Source organism: Chitinophaga qingshengii (genome assembly GCF_014529935.1).
In the GTDB taxonomy this organism is placed as follows: Bacteria; Bacteroidota; Bacteroidia; order Chitinophagales; family Chitinophagaceae; genus Chitinophaga; species Chitinophaga qingshengii.
The window spans coordinates 347446-361356 of the sequence record NZ_JACVFC010000002.1 but is presented as its reverse complement, the minus strand read 5'-3'; the positions used below and the strand labels follow the sequence as shown (position 1 = coordinate 361356).

Sequence of the window (13911 nt, the reverse complement as noted above, 5' to 3'; positions counted from 1 at the left end):
TTTTTGGCTTTCGTTATTTGAAATTCCAGAGGAACAACAAATAGGTATCAAATTGATGCAGATATGATTGCTGTGGTATTTGCTGGCGTATCCAGGAGCCGTAAGCCCCGATGGTAGCTCTGCCGCGGATATTCTTCTGGAACCCTGCCGTAAGCGAGGTGGAAGTAAAACCGGCTACTTTGCCGAACTGGAAGTTACGGCTGCGGTCATCCGGAGAGGCGCCGATATTGCCTATCAGGGCAATGAAGTCCTGCCGGTCGTTGAGATAAAAGCGGTTGGTCAGCGTATAGGCCTGGTACCACTGATGTTCATCGCTGGTAAGGAAGCCGCGCAGGTTCACCCAATAGTTGCCAAAATACTTTCCTACAGAGGCGACCGCTGAATACGTATTGATGCTGTCGCTTTTTACATAACGGGCGCCCAACTCGCCTTCCCAGCCTTTGCTGAAGTTGCGGAAAAGGGAGTAACCCGCCCGGATATTGGGGAATACGTTGGAGTTGGACCAGCCGAACAATCCATAGGAATAATACTTTGGATTATGGGTGTAGTAGGTCTCTGCTTCCAGCTGTACGCCGTCGCCCGCTTCGCGGTTGGCATAGTTAACCCTTCCGGTGACAGTGCCGCGCTGGAAACGGTGCAGGTATTGGAGGGAAGTAATGCTGGCCGGCTCATAATCCCTGCTGTAAACAGATTGCAGGTAGATGATGCCGATCTGGTTTTTATACGTATAGCCGTTCAGGTGATCGGAATATTGTTGCCATTTTTTTTCCCCGGGTTGCAGCTTACGAAGCTGGCCGGCCACGAGCGCCGCATCTGCGTAGCGGTGCAGTTGTTCCAGTGCATTCGCTTTCTGGGACAGGAGTTCCGGCTGATCTGCTTTTACAGCGAGACCTTTATCAGCGTACACCAATACCGTATCGTATTGTTTGCGTGCCGTAGCCGTGGCGGTGAGTTGCGTCAGCACGGTGGTGTCAGCAGGCGCCAGCGCATAAGCCGTTTGATATAGCTGCCAGGCGCTGTCCCACTGTTGTCTTTCGCGCAACTGTTTACCCTGTGCCAGCAACTGATCGAGGTACATGTTGCGCAGTGCGGTATCCGCAGGGTAACGCTGATGCAGATCTGCCGCGATGGCGCTGGCTTCGGTATATCTTCCGGCCTGTTGCAGCAGGGCGGATTTTTTTTGCAGCAACAGGGAGTCGTTGCTGATATGACCTAAAGCGCGGGTGGTATAATCAAGGGCTTGCGCCGTTTGTTGCTGCTCATTTTTCAGGTTGATGAGATATACCCAGGCCTCTTTATTGGCCGGCATAAGTTGCAGTATTTTTAACAGCGCCGGTTCTGCGGCGGTATATTGCCGTTGGGCGATGTCTTTTCTGGCGCCCGCCATGGCCTGGTCCAGGTAGGCTTGCCGGTAGCGGGGCTCCGTTGGGTAGGCGGTCATCAGTTGTTGACTGACAGCTGCTGCTTCCGGATACCGTTGCATGGTTTCCAGCAGACCTGATTTTTTAAACAGCAGGGCTGTATCAGCTGGTTGTTTCGCCAGCAGCTGTTCAAGCAGGGGCAGGGCTTCCTGTGGTTTGCCCAATGCTGTTTGTACATTTGACAGCAATAACAACAGTTCTCTTTTGCCGGGAACCTGTTTTAAAGCCGTTTGCAGGATGGTAGCCGCTTCGCCCGGCTGCTGTGCTACCAGCCGGTTGGCGCGTGACAGCTGCAGGTCGGTATAGATTTGCTCATGTGTGGCGCCTGGATGAAGCTGTAACAGCTTTTGCGCCGTAGTGGCGGCGGTGCTGTAGTCCTGCATCTTTTCCTGAATGCCAATTTGTTTTCTTAATACATCCACATCACCGGGGAAAACCAGTAGCGCTTTGTTACACCAATCGTTGGCGCTGCTGTAGTCGCTGCGCTGATAAGCCTGGTTAATGAGTTGCTGATATATCGCTTTATTGCCGGGTTGCAGTAATAATAACTGCTCCATATAGGTGGCCGGTGCATCGGGCTGCCGGGCCAGGGCTGTATACACATCTGCCAGGTGTTGTTTGTAGAGAGATTGTCCGGGATGTTGCTGGTACAATCGTTTAGCGTCTTCCAGGGCAGCGGCATAGTTACCATTGGCGAGCTGTATGGAAGAGCGTTTTAACCGCCAGGTGGCGCTATCCGGTTGGATAGTCAGCAACTGGTTGTAATAGGCGAGCGCTTCCCGGGAGCGGCCCTGCCCTTCGAGGGTGGAGGCAATGCCCTGTAAGGCTTCTACGTTGTTTTTATCTTTCAGCAGTACCTGTTCGTACATCTTTTCAGATCCGTTCAGATCGCCGGATTTACGGCCACGACGCGCGGCCTGCATCTGGTAATCTTTCAGCAGACCGGCTACTACCGGGTCGGAAATATAATGGGCGCGCAGTACTGCCATCACTTTGGATTGTGCCGCCAGGTCGCCGCTTTCTTCCACCAGTCCGTATTTTTTCAGGAGCAGGTCTTTGTTCAGCGGGTCTTTATCCAACAGCATATCTACATAACAGATGGCTTCCGCTTTGTTTCCCTGGCTGTAGTAAAGGTTCACCAGGGAATGCAGTACGTCTGTATTGCCCGGATCTTTTTTGAGCGCTACATTCCATTCAAAGGCGGCGGCTACCGGTTGACCGGTTTCCTGGTACAACTTACCCAGCAGGATACGGATATCGGTATAGTCCGGACTTTGCGACAGCGCTTTGTTGCAAAATTTGATCGCCTTAGTATAGTCTTTGGCGTTACGGGCTTCCAGCGCCATTTTATACAGCACATCGGAAGATACCAGGCCACTGCGCTGCGCGCTTAGTTCGGTATATATAAACAATAAAGAGAAAAAGAAAACAACACAACGCTTTCCCACACTTCGCTGTAACATGATATTAAACACTTTTTTGAAGGTTTGAAGATTGATTGAATCCCTGCCGCTGCATATTTCCCCAGGTATGTTTCCTGCCGGTCAGCTGGTTAAAATATCCTCTGATAGCACAGATAAGCACCATGGGGTGATAAATGAACGGTTCTGCCAATGCGAGTATACACAGTTGCCATACCTCTTTCCAGCTTTTGTAGTAGCGGAAAATCAGCTGGTCCCACAGCATGGAGAGGGAGGTGATCAATATGGAGAAGGTGTAGATAAACACCAGCAGGATAATTGCATAATCCCAGTTGATCAGGTGGTTAACAATAATATAGATGTAGTAGATGATGCCGGCGAATTCGATCAGCGGCGCCAGGAGTTCAAAGAAAAAGTTATAGGGGAAGATGACCAGCCCTAACTTTTTATATTTTGGATTGAAGAGCACTTTTCTGTGGGTGCCGAAGATCTGCGCCAGTCCACGCGCCCAGCGTATACGCTGGCGGAAGAATACTTTGTAGGTGGCAGGAACTTCCGTCCAGCAGAGTGTTTCAGGAATATAGTGGATGCGGTAGGGGAGGTCCTGTTCGCACATGTATTTACACATACGTACCACCATGTCCATGTCTTCCCCGAAGGAAGCGGGATCGTAGCCGCCTGATTTGATAACGATGTCCTTATCAAACAAACCCAGGCCACCGGAAACGTTGGGTACGGCGTTGATGAAAGTCCAGCCCATTTTGCCCAGCAGGTAGGAACGGATATACTCCATTTCCTGGAAACGGGGCAGCAGGGCTCCCGGCACGCGGACGCGGGTAATAACGCCGGCTTCCACATCGCAGGAGTTGGCCGCCCGGAGGGGCGCCCCGGTGGCGATCACTCTTTCAGGATCATCCATAAATGGTTTGATGAGCTTCAGCAGGGTATCGCGGGCGAGGATACAGTCCACATCGGTATTGAGGAAGTAGTCGAAGGCGGCGGCGTTAATGCCGGCATTTACGGCGTCGGCCTTGCTTTTACCATTGACTTTATCCAGCACCAGTAATTTGGAGTAGGCGGGGTTGGTGGATTTAAAGAAACGTTTTACCTCCTGGCAGGGAATCTGTTGCCGGTAGGCGAAGCTGATTTCCACCAGTTCAAATTCGTTGATCAGTTTTTCCAGCGTATCGTCTTTACTGCCGTCGTTGACTATCACCACTTCAAAGCGGGGATAGTTGAGGGCCAGCAGGGAGCGCACATTGGAGATGATGGTCACGCCTTCGTTGTAGGCAGGCGCCACCACGGAGATGCCGGGGGTGAGCGGAGAAGCTACCAGCATTTGCTGGCCTCTTATTTTATTTTTCCACAAGCTGCGGCGGATAGCCACGAGTGACAATACCGCAAGCAGGATATAAAACAGAAATAGCCCCGCACAATAAACGAATATGGCGCTTTCGTAAAAATCAGTGATATGTTTAAGTATCGCAGAATACATCATTAATATTTAATCAGGGGATTCAGGCTGTGTTGCAGCACCTGCTGCCTGGTCCCGGTGAGCGAATGCTGTAATTGGGTAATTAAGCCGCTGGCCAGCGCTTTATGCGCCACAATGGAATGTGCGGCGTGTTTCATCAGCAGGAAATCTTCCGTATGTTCCAGTTGCTGTTGCAGGAAACCGATGAAGTTACCGGAACCGATACGGCCCAATGCTTTGAGTATTTCCAGTTTGCAGCTGTCGGGTTGCTGCGGGTACATCTCTACGAGTATCGGCTCTGCTTCCAGTGCCATCAGTTTACCGAGATTGTTGATGGTCACGGCCCGCAGCTGTTCATCTTCAGTATGCAGCATACGGATCATGGCCGGAATAGCCTCGGGTTGCTGGAAGTAGGCTGCCAGCTTCAAACAAAGGGTGATTACGCTGGGGTGAAACTGTGGGTCTATCCACCTGGCGAAAGAGGGCATGGGGATGTCTTTACGCAGGGAGATGATACGGAATAATTCAAACTGTTCCCAGAGAAGCAGTGGTTCCTGTACATGACTAAAGAATTCAAACGGGGCGTCCGGGGAACATTGTACCACGTAACAGCGGGCCATCTCCCGGATGTGCTGGTCGCTGCTTTGGGTGAGTGTTAATACATGGTCTTTTTCCAGTAATACACCCATGCCGGACAATTCCACCAGGGCGTTGATTACCTGTTTGCGGCGGCCTGATTTCAGCGCTGCGGCGGCCGCGCGATGCAGGCCCAGTTCCAGGTAAAGCTGACGAAGCAGCAGTGGAATATCGCCGGTGAAGTTATCGCGGTAAGCGATGAGCTGACTGATAAAAACACGGGCAGCCCATGGCTTTTGCAGTGGTAATACGGAAAAAGCCTCCAGGGGTAAGGCCACCGGCGTATCGGCGCCGCCCAGCGATTTGTAGATAATATGTTCCAGTAATAGCTCATCACCTTTTTCCCGCAAGGGAATTTCTTTCTGAGCCTGCTTTTCTTTCTGCCAGCGGTAGATGATCATGTATATATATGCCAGCACGGTGCCCGCAACAGCCAACACGCTCACGATGATCGCGATTTGTATTACCAGCGGGAAATAGGCAAAATAATATACCAGGTCCTCCAGCCATTGGCGGAACGACGACATTGCATTCATTATAAAATAAATAATCAGTTATGGGATCAAATGGTATTCTTTTCTTTTTGCTGAATCAGGCGTTTTACCCGGGAAGCCAGCTCCGAAGGATTAAAAGGTTTCTTCAGGTAATCATCTACGCCCAGGTCAAAACCTTCGGTGATGGTTTTTTCGTGTGTGATAGCAGATAAAACTAAAATGGGGACATCCAGATGGAGTTCATTGCGCATCTTGCTGACCAGCTCCATGCCATTGGCATAGGGAAGCATCAGATCGGTGATGACCAGGTCAAATTTAGATTGCCGCAGATATTGCATAGCGTCCTGTCCGTTTTTGGCGATGCTGATGATGTAGTCCTGTTTCCTTAAAATAATCTCAATCGCCTTACAAACGAATTCATCGTCTTCCACTAAGAGAATACTATACATAAAATAATTTTTGCAGTATGAATAATCGATAATGCCTCTTTACAATAAACGCATGACAACTAACACGCCGTACTGCATGGACAGTCTGCACGCAATGGCGTTATGATTAAATACATTAAAATAAAGAAGTGCTCTTTTTCTTTCACCCGGGGAACATAGTAATAACAAGCGGTTAACTCAATAAAAAGATGGCAAATTTTATCAGCGGTTTAGTTCGAACTTTTCTTGTTTGCGAAGTTATGCATATTCTGTGCCAATCTGGCTACATTAACAATCAATCCGCTATGGTAGCGGGTTTTGTATGTATTAAGAAATAAACATATTAGTGTTATAGGTATAAGTGCAGCTATTTCGGAAGATAAAAATCGATATCAAACATTCCTCCTTTTAAGGTAGACCTAAAAGAAATAGATTCGTTTAACGTCTTCCAAAATATGCTAATGGCATGGTAGATGTGGTAATATCATCCAGTTAAAAAATCCGTTTAACCATATGAAAAAAGTTACCGATAAGCGCGTGTTCGTTCAGGTGGAGAAGGCTTTTGAGGCATCTGCAGAAAAGGTATTCGATGCCTGGCTGGATATTGAGCTGCTGAGCCACTGGATGTTTGGACCCGCCGTACGCAACGAGGAAATCCTGAACCTCACCAATGATCCGCGTCCCGGCGGACGCTTCAGTTACCAGGTAAAAAGAGGAAATGATATTCTGAATCACATCGGCAACTACCTGGAAGTAAAACGGCCTTCCTTACTGGTGTTTACCTGGGGAGTGGACCAGGAACCGGGCGATGAAAGTGTGGTAACGATCCGCATTACACCCACCGCCACCGGCTGCCTGTTGCAACTGGAACATGATATGGACGGGAAATGGGCTGCCTACGCAGATCGTACCGAAGAAGGCTGGACTTACATGACGGGGTTGTTGTACGATTATCTGCAACGGTAAAAATCATTAAACGGCTTCCTGATCAGGCAGACTCCCGGACGATCAGTTCGGTTTTCAATACCCGTATAATACTTTTCCAGTCGGCCAGATCACGGTTGATCTGATCGATCAACAGCTGCGCGGCCGTTCGTCCGATGTCTTTCACCGGTTGTGCTACTGTGGTGAGAGAAGGATGTATGAGCCCGGAAGCAAAATCATTACTGAAACCCACCACGGCAATATCTTCCGGCACCCTTAATCCCTTCTTTTTGATGACCTGGATAATTTCGATGGCGGTTGGATCGCTGATGGCAAAGATCGCATCCGGCGGCTGGGGCAGGCTGAGCAGGTGCGTTACGTAGATGTGCACCATGTCTGTATTTAAGTCATATGGAATCACCAGGCTGTCATCGTAAGGAATGTTGTGTTTTTTAAGCGCGGCCTTGTAGCCATTCAGCCGCTTTTCGCTGATACGCAGCGAAGCCGGGCCTGACAGGTGTGCGATACGTTTGCGGCCTTTTTCAATCAGGTAACTCACCGCCTTGAAGGCGCCTTCAAAATCATCGACGATTACTTTGGGTACGTCCATGTCGTCGCATACACGGTTAAAGAAGACAATGGGAATCCCCTTACGCTGGAAGATCTTCAGGTGATCGAAGTTCCGCGTTTCCTTACTGAGTGATACCAGTATCCCGTCGACCTGGTTGGCTAACATCACTTTTGTATTCGCCACTTCTGTTTCGTAGCTTTCGTTGGATTGGCAGATAACCGTGGTGTAGCCTGCTTTGCTGGCTACTTCCTGGGCGCCGATGGTTACATTCGGGAAATAGGAACTGGTAAATTCCGGTACAATAATGCCGATAGTATTGGTTTTCCGCGTAATGAGACTAATAGCCAGCATGTTTCGCTGGTAATCCATTTTTTCTGCCAGTTCCAGTACGGCCTGACGGGTATCTTCCTTTACGCTGGGATGGCCTGTTAAGGCGCGGGAAACAGTGGATTTAGACAGGTTGAGTGCTTTAGCGATATCAACGATGGTTACCTGGTGTCGTTTCATAACTCGGATTTGTACGGCCAAAGAAACGAAATAACCTTGAAAGGTGGGAACATTCCCATAAATTGGGAATGTTCCCAATAGAAATGCGGGCTTTTTTTGTATTATCTGTGTTGGTTTGTTTACATCTTTGAACAAATTCACACGTATGAAAAACAATTGTCAGCAAGGTTAATGCAGGCAAACTATACCTGAACATTTCCATGGCACTAACCTTAACGATTACACCCTGATGAATGCGACCATAGATACAGCCGTTATTGTTGTTTTTTCTCTGTTTATTATGCTGGTAGGATTTTCCTTTTCCAGGACAGGGAGAAATCTTAAATCCTTTTTTGCCGCAGGAGAAGCGGTACCCTGGTTTATCGGGGGACTGTCCCTTTTTATGAGTTTCTTTTCTGCCGGCACCTTTGTAGCCTGGGGCTCCATCGCTTACCAGTACGGCTGGGTGGCCGTTACCATACAATGGACCATGTGCATCGGCGCCCTGGTAACAGGGCTGTACCTGGCGCCCCGCTGGAAAGCTACGGGCAACCTCACGGCGGCGGAATTCATCCGGGAACGCCTGGGTGAAAAAGTGCAGAAGGCCTACATCTATATTTTTATGATCGTATCCCTGCTGATCAAAGGGTCTGTATTATACTCCGTGGCAAAACTGGTGAGTGCCTCCCTGGGACTGCCACTGATACCTTCTACCGTGGTACTGGGACTGTTTATGATCGCCTATACCGCAGTCGGCGGTCTTTGGGCCGTGATGGTGACCGACATCCTGCAATTTGTGGTGCTCACCGCCGCAGTACTGATCATTATTCCGCTGGCTTTTGATGCCGCCGGCGGGGTGCAGCATTTCCTGCATTTCTCCCCCGAAGGATTTTTTAACGTGGTAAACGGGGAATATACCTGGGGTTTTATCCTGGCCTTTGCCTTGTACCATGTGTTTTATATTGGCGGTAACTGGACGTTTGTGCAACGTTATACCAGTGTAGATAAACCGTCTTCCGCCTCTAAAGTAGCGTATCTCTTTGCCGCGCTGTACATCCTGAGCCCCGTGTTGTGGATGCTGCCACCGATGTTGTATAAGAGTATCAATCCGGGTTTACATGGTCTGGATACGGAGAACGCCTATTTGATGATCTGCAAACATGTATTGCCCGCCGGTTTAATGGGACTGATACTGACCGGTATGTATTTTTCCACCTCTGCTTCCGCCAACACAGCATTGAACGTGGTATCGGCCGTTTTTACGAATGATATCTACAAAGGTTCCATTAATCCCGGTGCGTCCGATAAAACACTGATGCGCGTAGCACGCATCTCTTCCTGGTTTTTTGGACTGGGCATGATTGTCATTGCATTGATTGTGCCTTATATCGGAGGGATAGTAGAATTCACCCTGAGCATTGGGGCCATTACCGGCGGACCATTGCTGGCGCCTCCCATCTGGGCGCTTTTTTCCAAAAGGCTAACGGGCAAGGCTACCCTGTATATTACGGTAATCAGCCTGCTGGTGAACCTGGCGTTTAAGGTGATCATCCCGCTTTCATCCGGCTTTAAACTGAGCCGGGCCAACGAGATGTTGCTGGGCGTAGGATTACCTTTTGTGATGTTGCTGGGGTATGAATGGTATGCCCGCCGCAAGGGCGCTACCAGCGATGAATACATACAGCTGCAACGTCGCCGCGCACAGCGCAAGGCAGCCGTACAGGAAACCAGTGAGGAAGAAACCATCGAAATACAAAAACAAAACAGGTTCGGCCTGAAAGTGATTGCTTTCTCCCTCGCTTTTATTGCGTTGCTGCTCTATGGACTTTGTTTTTTCTCAGGGAAGAGTGTTACCGTAGTGGCGGTCATCGCTACCGCTATCCTGTTGTCTGCCCTGATACCGTTGAGGGCTGCACGAAAAGTAAAAACTGAACCTATATCTGAACTTTCAAAAAGCATTTATCAGTCATGAGAAGCGTGGTAGCTATTTTCTTATGTTGGCTGGCTGGCGTACAACCGGTAGTGGCCCAATCGTCTGAAGTGACGATGAATAACAGCGCCCTTCGTTTATCCTGGAAAAACGGGGCCAACGGATGGCAGCTGCAACAGATTGGCGTTAAAAATAAGCAAGGCTGGCAATCGCTGCCACAGGCCAGTGGCGAGTATACCTTGTTGTACAGTGAGACAAAGCCGGCGGACAACCAACCCTTAACCCTATACGATAAAGCCGGTCAACCGATCGAATTCCCGGAGCGTAAATACAAGTACAATATCCCCGTGTGGGAAGCCGCGCTGTCGCCGGTGCCGATGAATACGGCTGGTACAGCCTTATATTTTTATCCTGCAGCGGTAACGAAACAACCGGACGGCGCCCTGGTGTTTACCCGGGAAAACAACACCGCCGCACTTTCCGCCAGCTGGAAACTGGACGAGAAGTATCCCGGCGACATTTGTGTAACAATGGAACTCCGTGCCAAATTAACAGGATACTACTCGCTGGCTACGCCTACACTGGCTACCATGTCCGAGCAGGATCTGCAATGGGCCGCTATCCCGGGATATTTTCAAAGTAATTACATAGAGAAAGATCTCATCAAGTCGTATGCCTACATGCAGGGCATTCCCGATAAACCCGTGATTGTACGGGAACGTACCGCCAGCACACTGGCGCCGTTTATCAACACCCGGCAACAATTAACGCTGGCGGTGATTCCTGCGCCGGGCACCGCCCGCGATCCCTGGGAGAAAGATAAACACAGCAACAGCAGCTGGCAGCTGGGCTTATCCCTGATGAATCGTAAAGCGCTGTTGACGCCGACTGCCTACCACCCGGTATTGGGAGAAAAAGGATCTTACCTGCAAAAAGGAGAGACCGTTAGTTTTTCTTTCCGCTATAGTTTGCAACCGGCCGACTGGTACACGGTGTATAAACATGCAGTGAATGATATTTACCGTTTCCCGGATTTCCTGGCGCTGAAACAAACGAAACAATCATTGACCAGCCGCATTTTGCATATGCATCATTACCTCGTGGATGACAGCACTTCCTTCTGGAAAACCGCCTCCTATAAAGGGATGGAAATAGGCGCGCAAGCCTATCTCGGAGGCGTATACGGCTCCGATAAAGATGCGTTTAAAAACTCCGATTACGGCGCTATGTGGATGCTGGCAAACATCACGCAGGACAGTGTGTTGCAGCGCACCCGGTTACCCTATGCCCGCAATTTTAAACTAATGCAGCAGGAACAGCGTCCCGGCTTTTTCCACGGTGCTGCCGCAGGACAATACTACCTGGCTAAAAGCAGGCAGTTCACCGAAGAGTGGGGGCCTTATGTAGAACCGATTGGCACTACCTATTATATGACGATGGATATTGGCAACGTATTGCTCTTTAACCCCCACGACACAACGTTAAAACAAGCTTTGCGGGAGGCGGCCGACAGGCTGCTGGCCTGGATGGAGCCTGCCGGCAAATGGGAAGTAGCCTATGATCATGCTACGGAGAAAAAATTATTCACCGAAGTGGAGGATCTGCGGCCCACTTTCTATGGTTTGCTGATAGCCTATAAGATGCTGGGAGACCAAAAATACCTGGCTGCCGCTAAAAAAGGCGCTGACTGGTACATTACAAACGCGATAGAGAAAGGTTGTTTCCTGGGCGTATGCGGCGATGTGCGCTTTGTGGCCGATTTCGCTACCGGTCAGAGTGCCGGCGCCTTGCTGGACCTCTACGAGGTGACAAAAGACAAGAAGTACTTACAGGCCGCCATTCAAACAGCTAAACTATATACCACTTCCATTTATACCCAGCCGATACCGACTACGGAGAAAAAGACGGTTAATGGCCGCGTGCGGGAGGACTGGGAAATCAGCCAGGTAGGTCTGAGCTTTGAACATGGCGGTATCATGGGCTCTGCCAACCATGGCGGCCCGATTTTATTGGCCAGCCATGCCGGTATGTTTGTACGTATGTTTGGCCTCACCAAAGATTCGTTATTCCTGAACATGGCCCGTGCGGCGGCTTTTGGCAGGGATGCTTTTGTAGACAGCGCTACCAGTGTAGCCTCCTACTATTGGGCGACCATGAATAAAGGCGCCGGCCCTTATCCGCATCATGCCTGGTGGCAGGTGGGATGGATCACCGATTACCTGTTGGCCGAAATACAACTGCGTTCATCCGGTAACGTGAGTTTCCCGCATGGATTTATTACGCCGAAAGTTGGTCCGCATGAGACGTATGGATTTGCACCCGGCAAAGTATATGGCACCCCGGCAGACCTGTTGCTGCGCGAAGACATGCTGCAATGCGCCAGCCCCTACCTGGATTATTACTGCGCCATCAACAGGAAAGAGCGGAAGTTATTCCTGTTGTTGCTCAATAACGGGCATCAGCCTATGAAGGAAACGTTACACCTGGATTATTCCAAAGTGCTGAACGGGGAAACGCTGCAACCCAAAACTGCGGCTTATGTACAAGCCGGCGGAAAACGGCAGGCTACCGGTACCGCACCCGATTTCCGTTTAGACATGGCGCCTTACGGGCTGACTGTAATAGAAATTCAATATGAGCCATAAACGATACGGGATATTATCCTTGTTTTTACTGACGCTGTTAACAACCGTTACTGCCCAACAACGCGGAGAGCAGGAGCTGATAGCCGCTTCACAGGCCGGTGCTTCGTTCTTGTATTTTAACCCGGGAGATACGACAGTACCACTTGTCAGTCCGGGTACCTGGAGTAACGGCAACGAATGTACGGTGAGGGGAGGACTGCCTCATTTTTTTCGTAAGGCCGCTGCCGGTCAACCGTTAACCATCGGCTTCATCGGTGGCAGTATTACCCAGGGGAATGCATGTTACCGTCCGCAGGCGGCGCGGTATATCCAGGCTATGTTTCCCGGTACGGCCATGAAAGGTATTAATGCCGGTGTATCCGGAACGGGTACAGACCTGGGCGCATGCCGCCTGCAGGGTCAGCTGCTGCAATATCATCCCGACCTGGTGTTTGTGGAGTTTGCGGTAAACGGCGCCTATCCCGAAGGTATGGAGGGTATCATCCGGCAAATCCGCCGGGCATCGCCGCAGACGGATATCTGTCTTATCTATACTATTAATAACGGGCAAACGAAAATATATACTGCCGGCGGTATCCCGGAGAATATACAAAGGCTGGAGCGGCTGGCGGCGTACTACCAGCTTCCTTCTATTCATTTAGGCATGGAAGTGGCGCAGCTGGAGCAGGAAGGAAAGTTGTTGTGGAAAAGTGCCGAAGATGTACCGGGAAAAATTGTTTTCTCCCGCGACGGTACCCATCCCATCACCGCCGGTGGTAACCTGTACGCCGCAGCTATGGCAAGGGGAATGCACAAAATACAAACCGCCGGCGACGTTGATACGCTCCCGTTACCCGCGCCTTTACTGGCTGACAACTGGGAAGATGCCGGCATGTATGATCCGCAGGAGATAGCCGTTTTCGGCGACGGCTGGAAAAAAACGGCGACTGACCAGCTGCCGCTACGGCAGTTCCATCCCTGGTTTCCTTATGTAATGACAGCAGCGCAACCTGGCGCCGCTTTCACCTTTCGTTTTACCGGTACCCTATTCGGCATTTTCGATATTGGCGGCCCGGAAGCCGGGCAGCTGGAAGCCGTGGTGGATGGGAAAGTGATGAAACTGGCCTGCTATTCCCCCCAGGGGACGCATTTCCTCAGTGAAGCCAAAACAACAGACAGCAGCGGCAGCGTTACCATTAACCGGTTCAATTACTATTGCAATAACCGTTATCGCGGACAGCATGAGATGATCCTGCTGCCGCCGGGCAAACATACCGTTACCCTGCGCCTGGCGGCCCAAAAAGCCGACAAGCGGAAGATACTGGGCAGTACCCAACAGGAAGATATCACCCATCATCCGGAGAAATATGACCGCACCGTGGTCTATATCGGTAAGATCTTATTGCGGGGAAAACCCGGTTTTTAAATAATACAACCCAGGAACAGCCTGTTGGGAACATTCCCGGCAGATGGGAATGTTCCCAGTTTTTTTTGTGGTCCAA

General features: G+C 50.2%; 9 protein-coding genes. 4 read left to right on the top strand and 5 right to left on the bottom strand.

Going from position 1 to position 13911, the window contains the following annotated elements; all coding sequences use genetic code 11:
- Positions 1–13 precede the first annotated feature (13 nt).
- Genes ICL07_RS16765 through ICL07_RS16750 form a run of 4 tightly spaced genes read right to left on the bottom strand, consistent with a single transcriptional unit; the run spans position 14 to position 5895 of the window.
- Positions 14–2884, bottom strand: coding sequence for a tetratricopeptide repeat protein (locus tag ICL07_RS16765; protein ID WP_188089177.1), 2871 nt, complete (start codon positions 2882–2884; stop codon positions 14–16).
- A gap of 4 nt (positions 2885–2888) precedes the next feature.
- The gene (locus ICL07_RS16760; RefSeq protein WP_246485081.1) at positions 2889–4340 is read right to left on the bottom strand and encodes a glycosyltransferase family 2 protein; all 1452 of its coding nucleotides are present in this window, start codon (positions 4338–4340) and stop codon (positions 2889–2891) included.
- A complete protein-coding gene (locus ICL07_RS16755; protein ID WP_188089175.1) occupies positions 4340–5479 on the bottom strand; it encodes a HEAT repeat domain-containing protein in 1140 nt (379 codons plus the stop codon). The genes ICL07_RS16760 and ICL07_RS16755 overlap by 1 nt, the downstream gene beginning before the upstream one ends.
- 35 nt (positions 5480–5514) lie before the next feature.
- Entirely contained in the window at positions 5515–5895 is a 381-nt protein-coding gene (locus tag ICL07_RS16750) for a response regulator transcription factor (protein ID WP_188089174.1), read from the bottom strand.
- A gap of 492 nt (positions 5896–6387) precedes the next feature.
- Here ICL07_RS16750 and ICL07_RS16745 point away from each other — a divergent pair, with 492 nt between their 5' ends.
- Positions 6388–6840, top strand: a complete 453-nt coding sequence (locus ICL07_RS16745) for an SRPBCC family protein (RefSeq protein ID WP_188089173.1) — start codon at positions 6388–6390, stop codon at positions 6838–6840.
- Between the two features lie 22 nt (positions 6841–6862).
- Here the strand turns inward: ICL07_RS16745 and ICL07_RS16740 are convergent, their stop codons facing one another.
- Positions 6863–7876, bottom strand: coding sequence for a LacI family DNA-binding transcriptional regulator (locus ICL07_RS16740; RefSeq protein ID WP_188089172.1), 1014 nt, complete (start codon positions 7874–7876; stop codon positions 6863–6865).
- Between the two features lie 229 nt (positions 7877–8105).
- Between ICL07_RS16740 and ICL07_RS16735 the strand changes: the two genes are divergently transcribed.
- Genes ICL07_RS16735 through ICL07_RS16725 form a run of 3 tightly spaced genes read left to right on the top strand, consistent with a single transcriptional unit; the run spans position 8106 to position 13835 of the window.
- The gene (locus ICL07_RS16735; protein WP_188089171.1) at positions 8106–9827 is read left to right on the top strand and encodes a sodium:solute symporter family protein; all 1722 of its coding nucleotides are present in this window, start codon (positions 8106–8108) and stop codon (positions 9825–9827) included.
- Positions 9824–12430: a glycoside hydrolase family protein gene (locus ICL07_RS16730; protein ID WP_188089170.1), complete on the top strand. Its 2607-nt coding sequence runs from the start codon at positions 9824–9826 to the stop codon at positions 12428–12430. The genes ICL07_RS16735 and ICL07_RS16730 overlap by 4 nt, the downstream gene beginning before the upstream one ends.
- Positions 12420–13835 carry an SGNH/GDSL hydrolase family protein gene (locus tag ICL07_RS16725; RefSeq protein WP_188089169.1) on the top strand — a complete coding sequence of 472 codons (1416 nt, stop codon included), beginning with the start codon at positions 12420–12422 and terminating at the stop codon, positions 13833–13835. The genes ICL07_RS16730 and ICL07_RS16725 overlap by 11 nt, the downstream gene beginning before the upstream one ends.
- Positions 13836–13911 lie beyond the last annotated feature (76 nt).

Bases quoted from the DNA above. Each gene is read 5' to 3' on its own strand.
- ICL07_RS16745 (WP_188089173.1), top strand. From the start codon at position 6,388: ATGAAAAAAGTTACCGATAAGCGCGTGTTCGTTCAGGTGGAGAAGGCT.
- ICL07_RS16735 (WP_188089171.1), top strand. From the start codon at position 8,106: ATGAATGCGACCATAGATACAGCCGTTATTGTTGTTTTTTCTCTGTTT.
- ICL07_RS16740 (WP_188089172.1), bottom strand. From the start codon at position 7,876: ATGAAACGACACCAGGTAACCATCGTTGATATCGCTAAAGCACTCAAC.
- ICL07_RS16725 (WP_188089169.1), top strand. From the start codon at position 12,420: ATGAGCCATAAACGATACGGGATATTATCCTTGTTTTTACTGACGCTG.
- ICL07_RS16755 (WP_188089175.1), bottom strand. From the start codon at position 5,479: ATGTCGTCGTTCCGCCAATGGCTGGAGGACCTGGTATATTATTTTGCC.
- ICL07_RS16760 (WP_246485081.1), bottom strand. From the start codon at position 4,340: ATGATGTATTCTGCGATACTTAAACATATCACTGATTTTTACGAAAGC.
- ICL07_RS16750 (WP_188089174.1), bottom strand. From the start codon at position 5,895: ATGTATAGTATTCTCTTAGTGGAAGACGATGAATTCGTTTGTAAGGCG.
- ICL07_RS16730 (WP_188089170.1), top strand. From the start codon at position 9,824: ATGAGAAGCGTGGTAGCTATTTTCTTATGTTGGCTGGCTGGCGTACAA.
- ICL07_RS16765 (WP_188089177.1), bottom strand. From the start codon at position 2,884: ATGTTACAGCGAAGTGTGGGAAAGCGTTGTGTTGTTTTCTTTTTCTCT.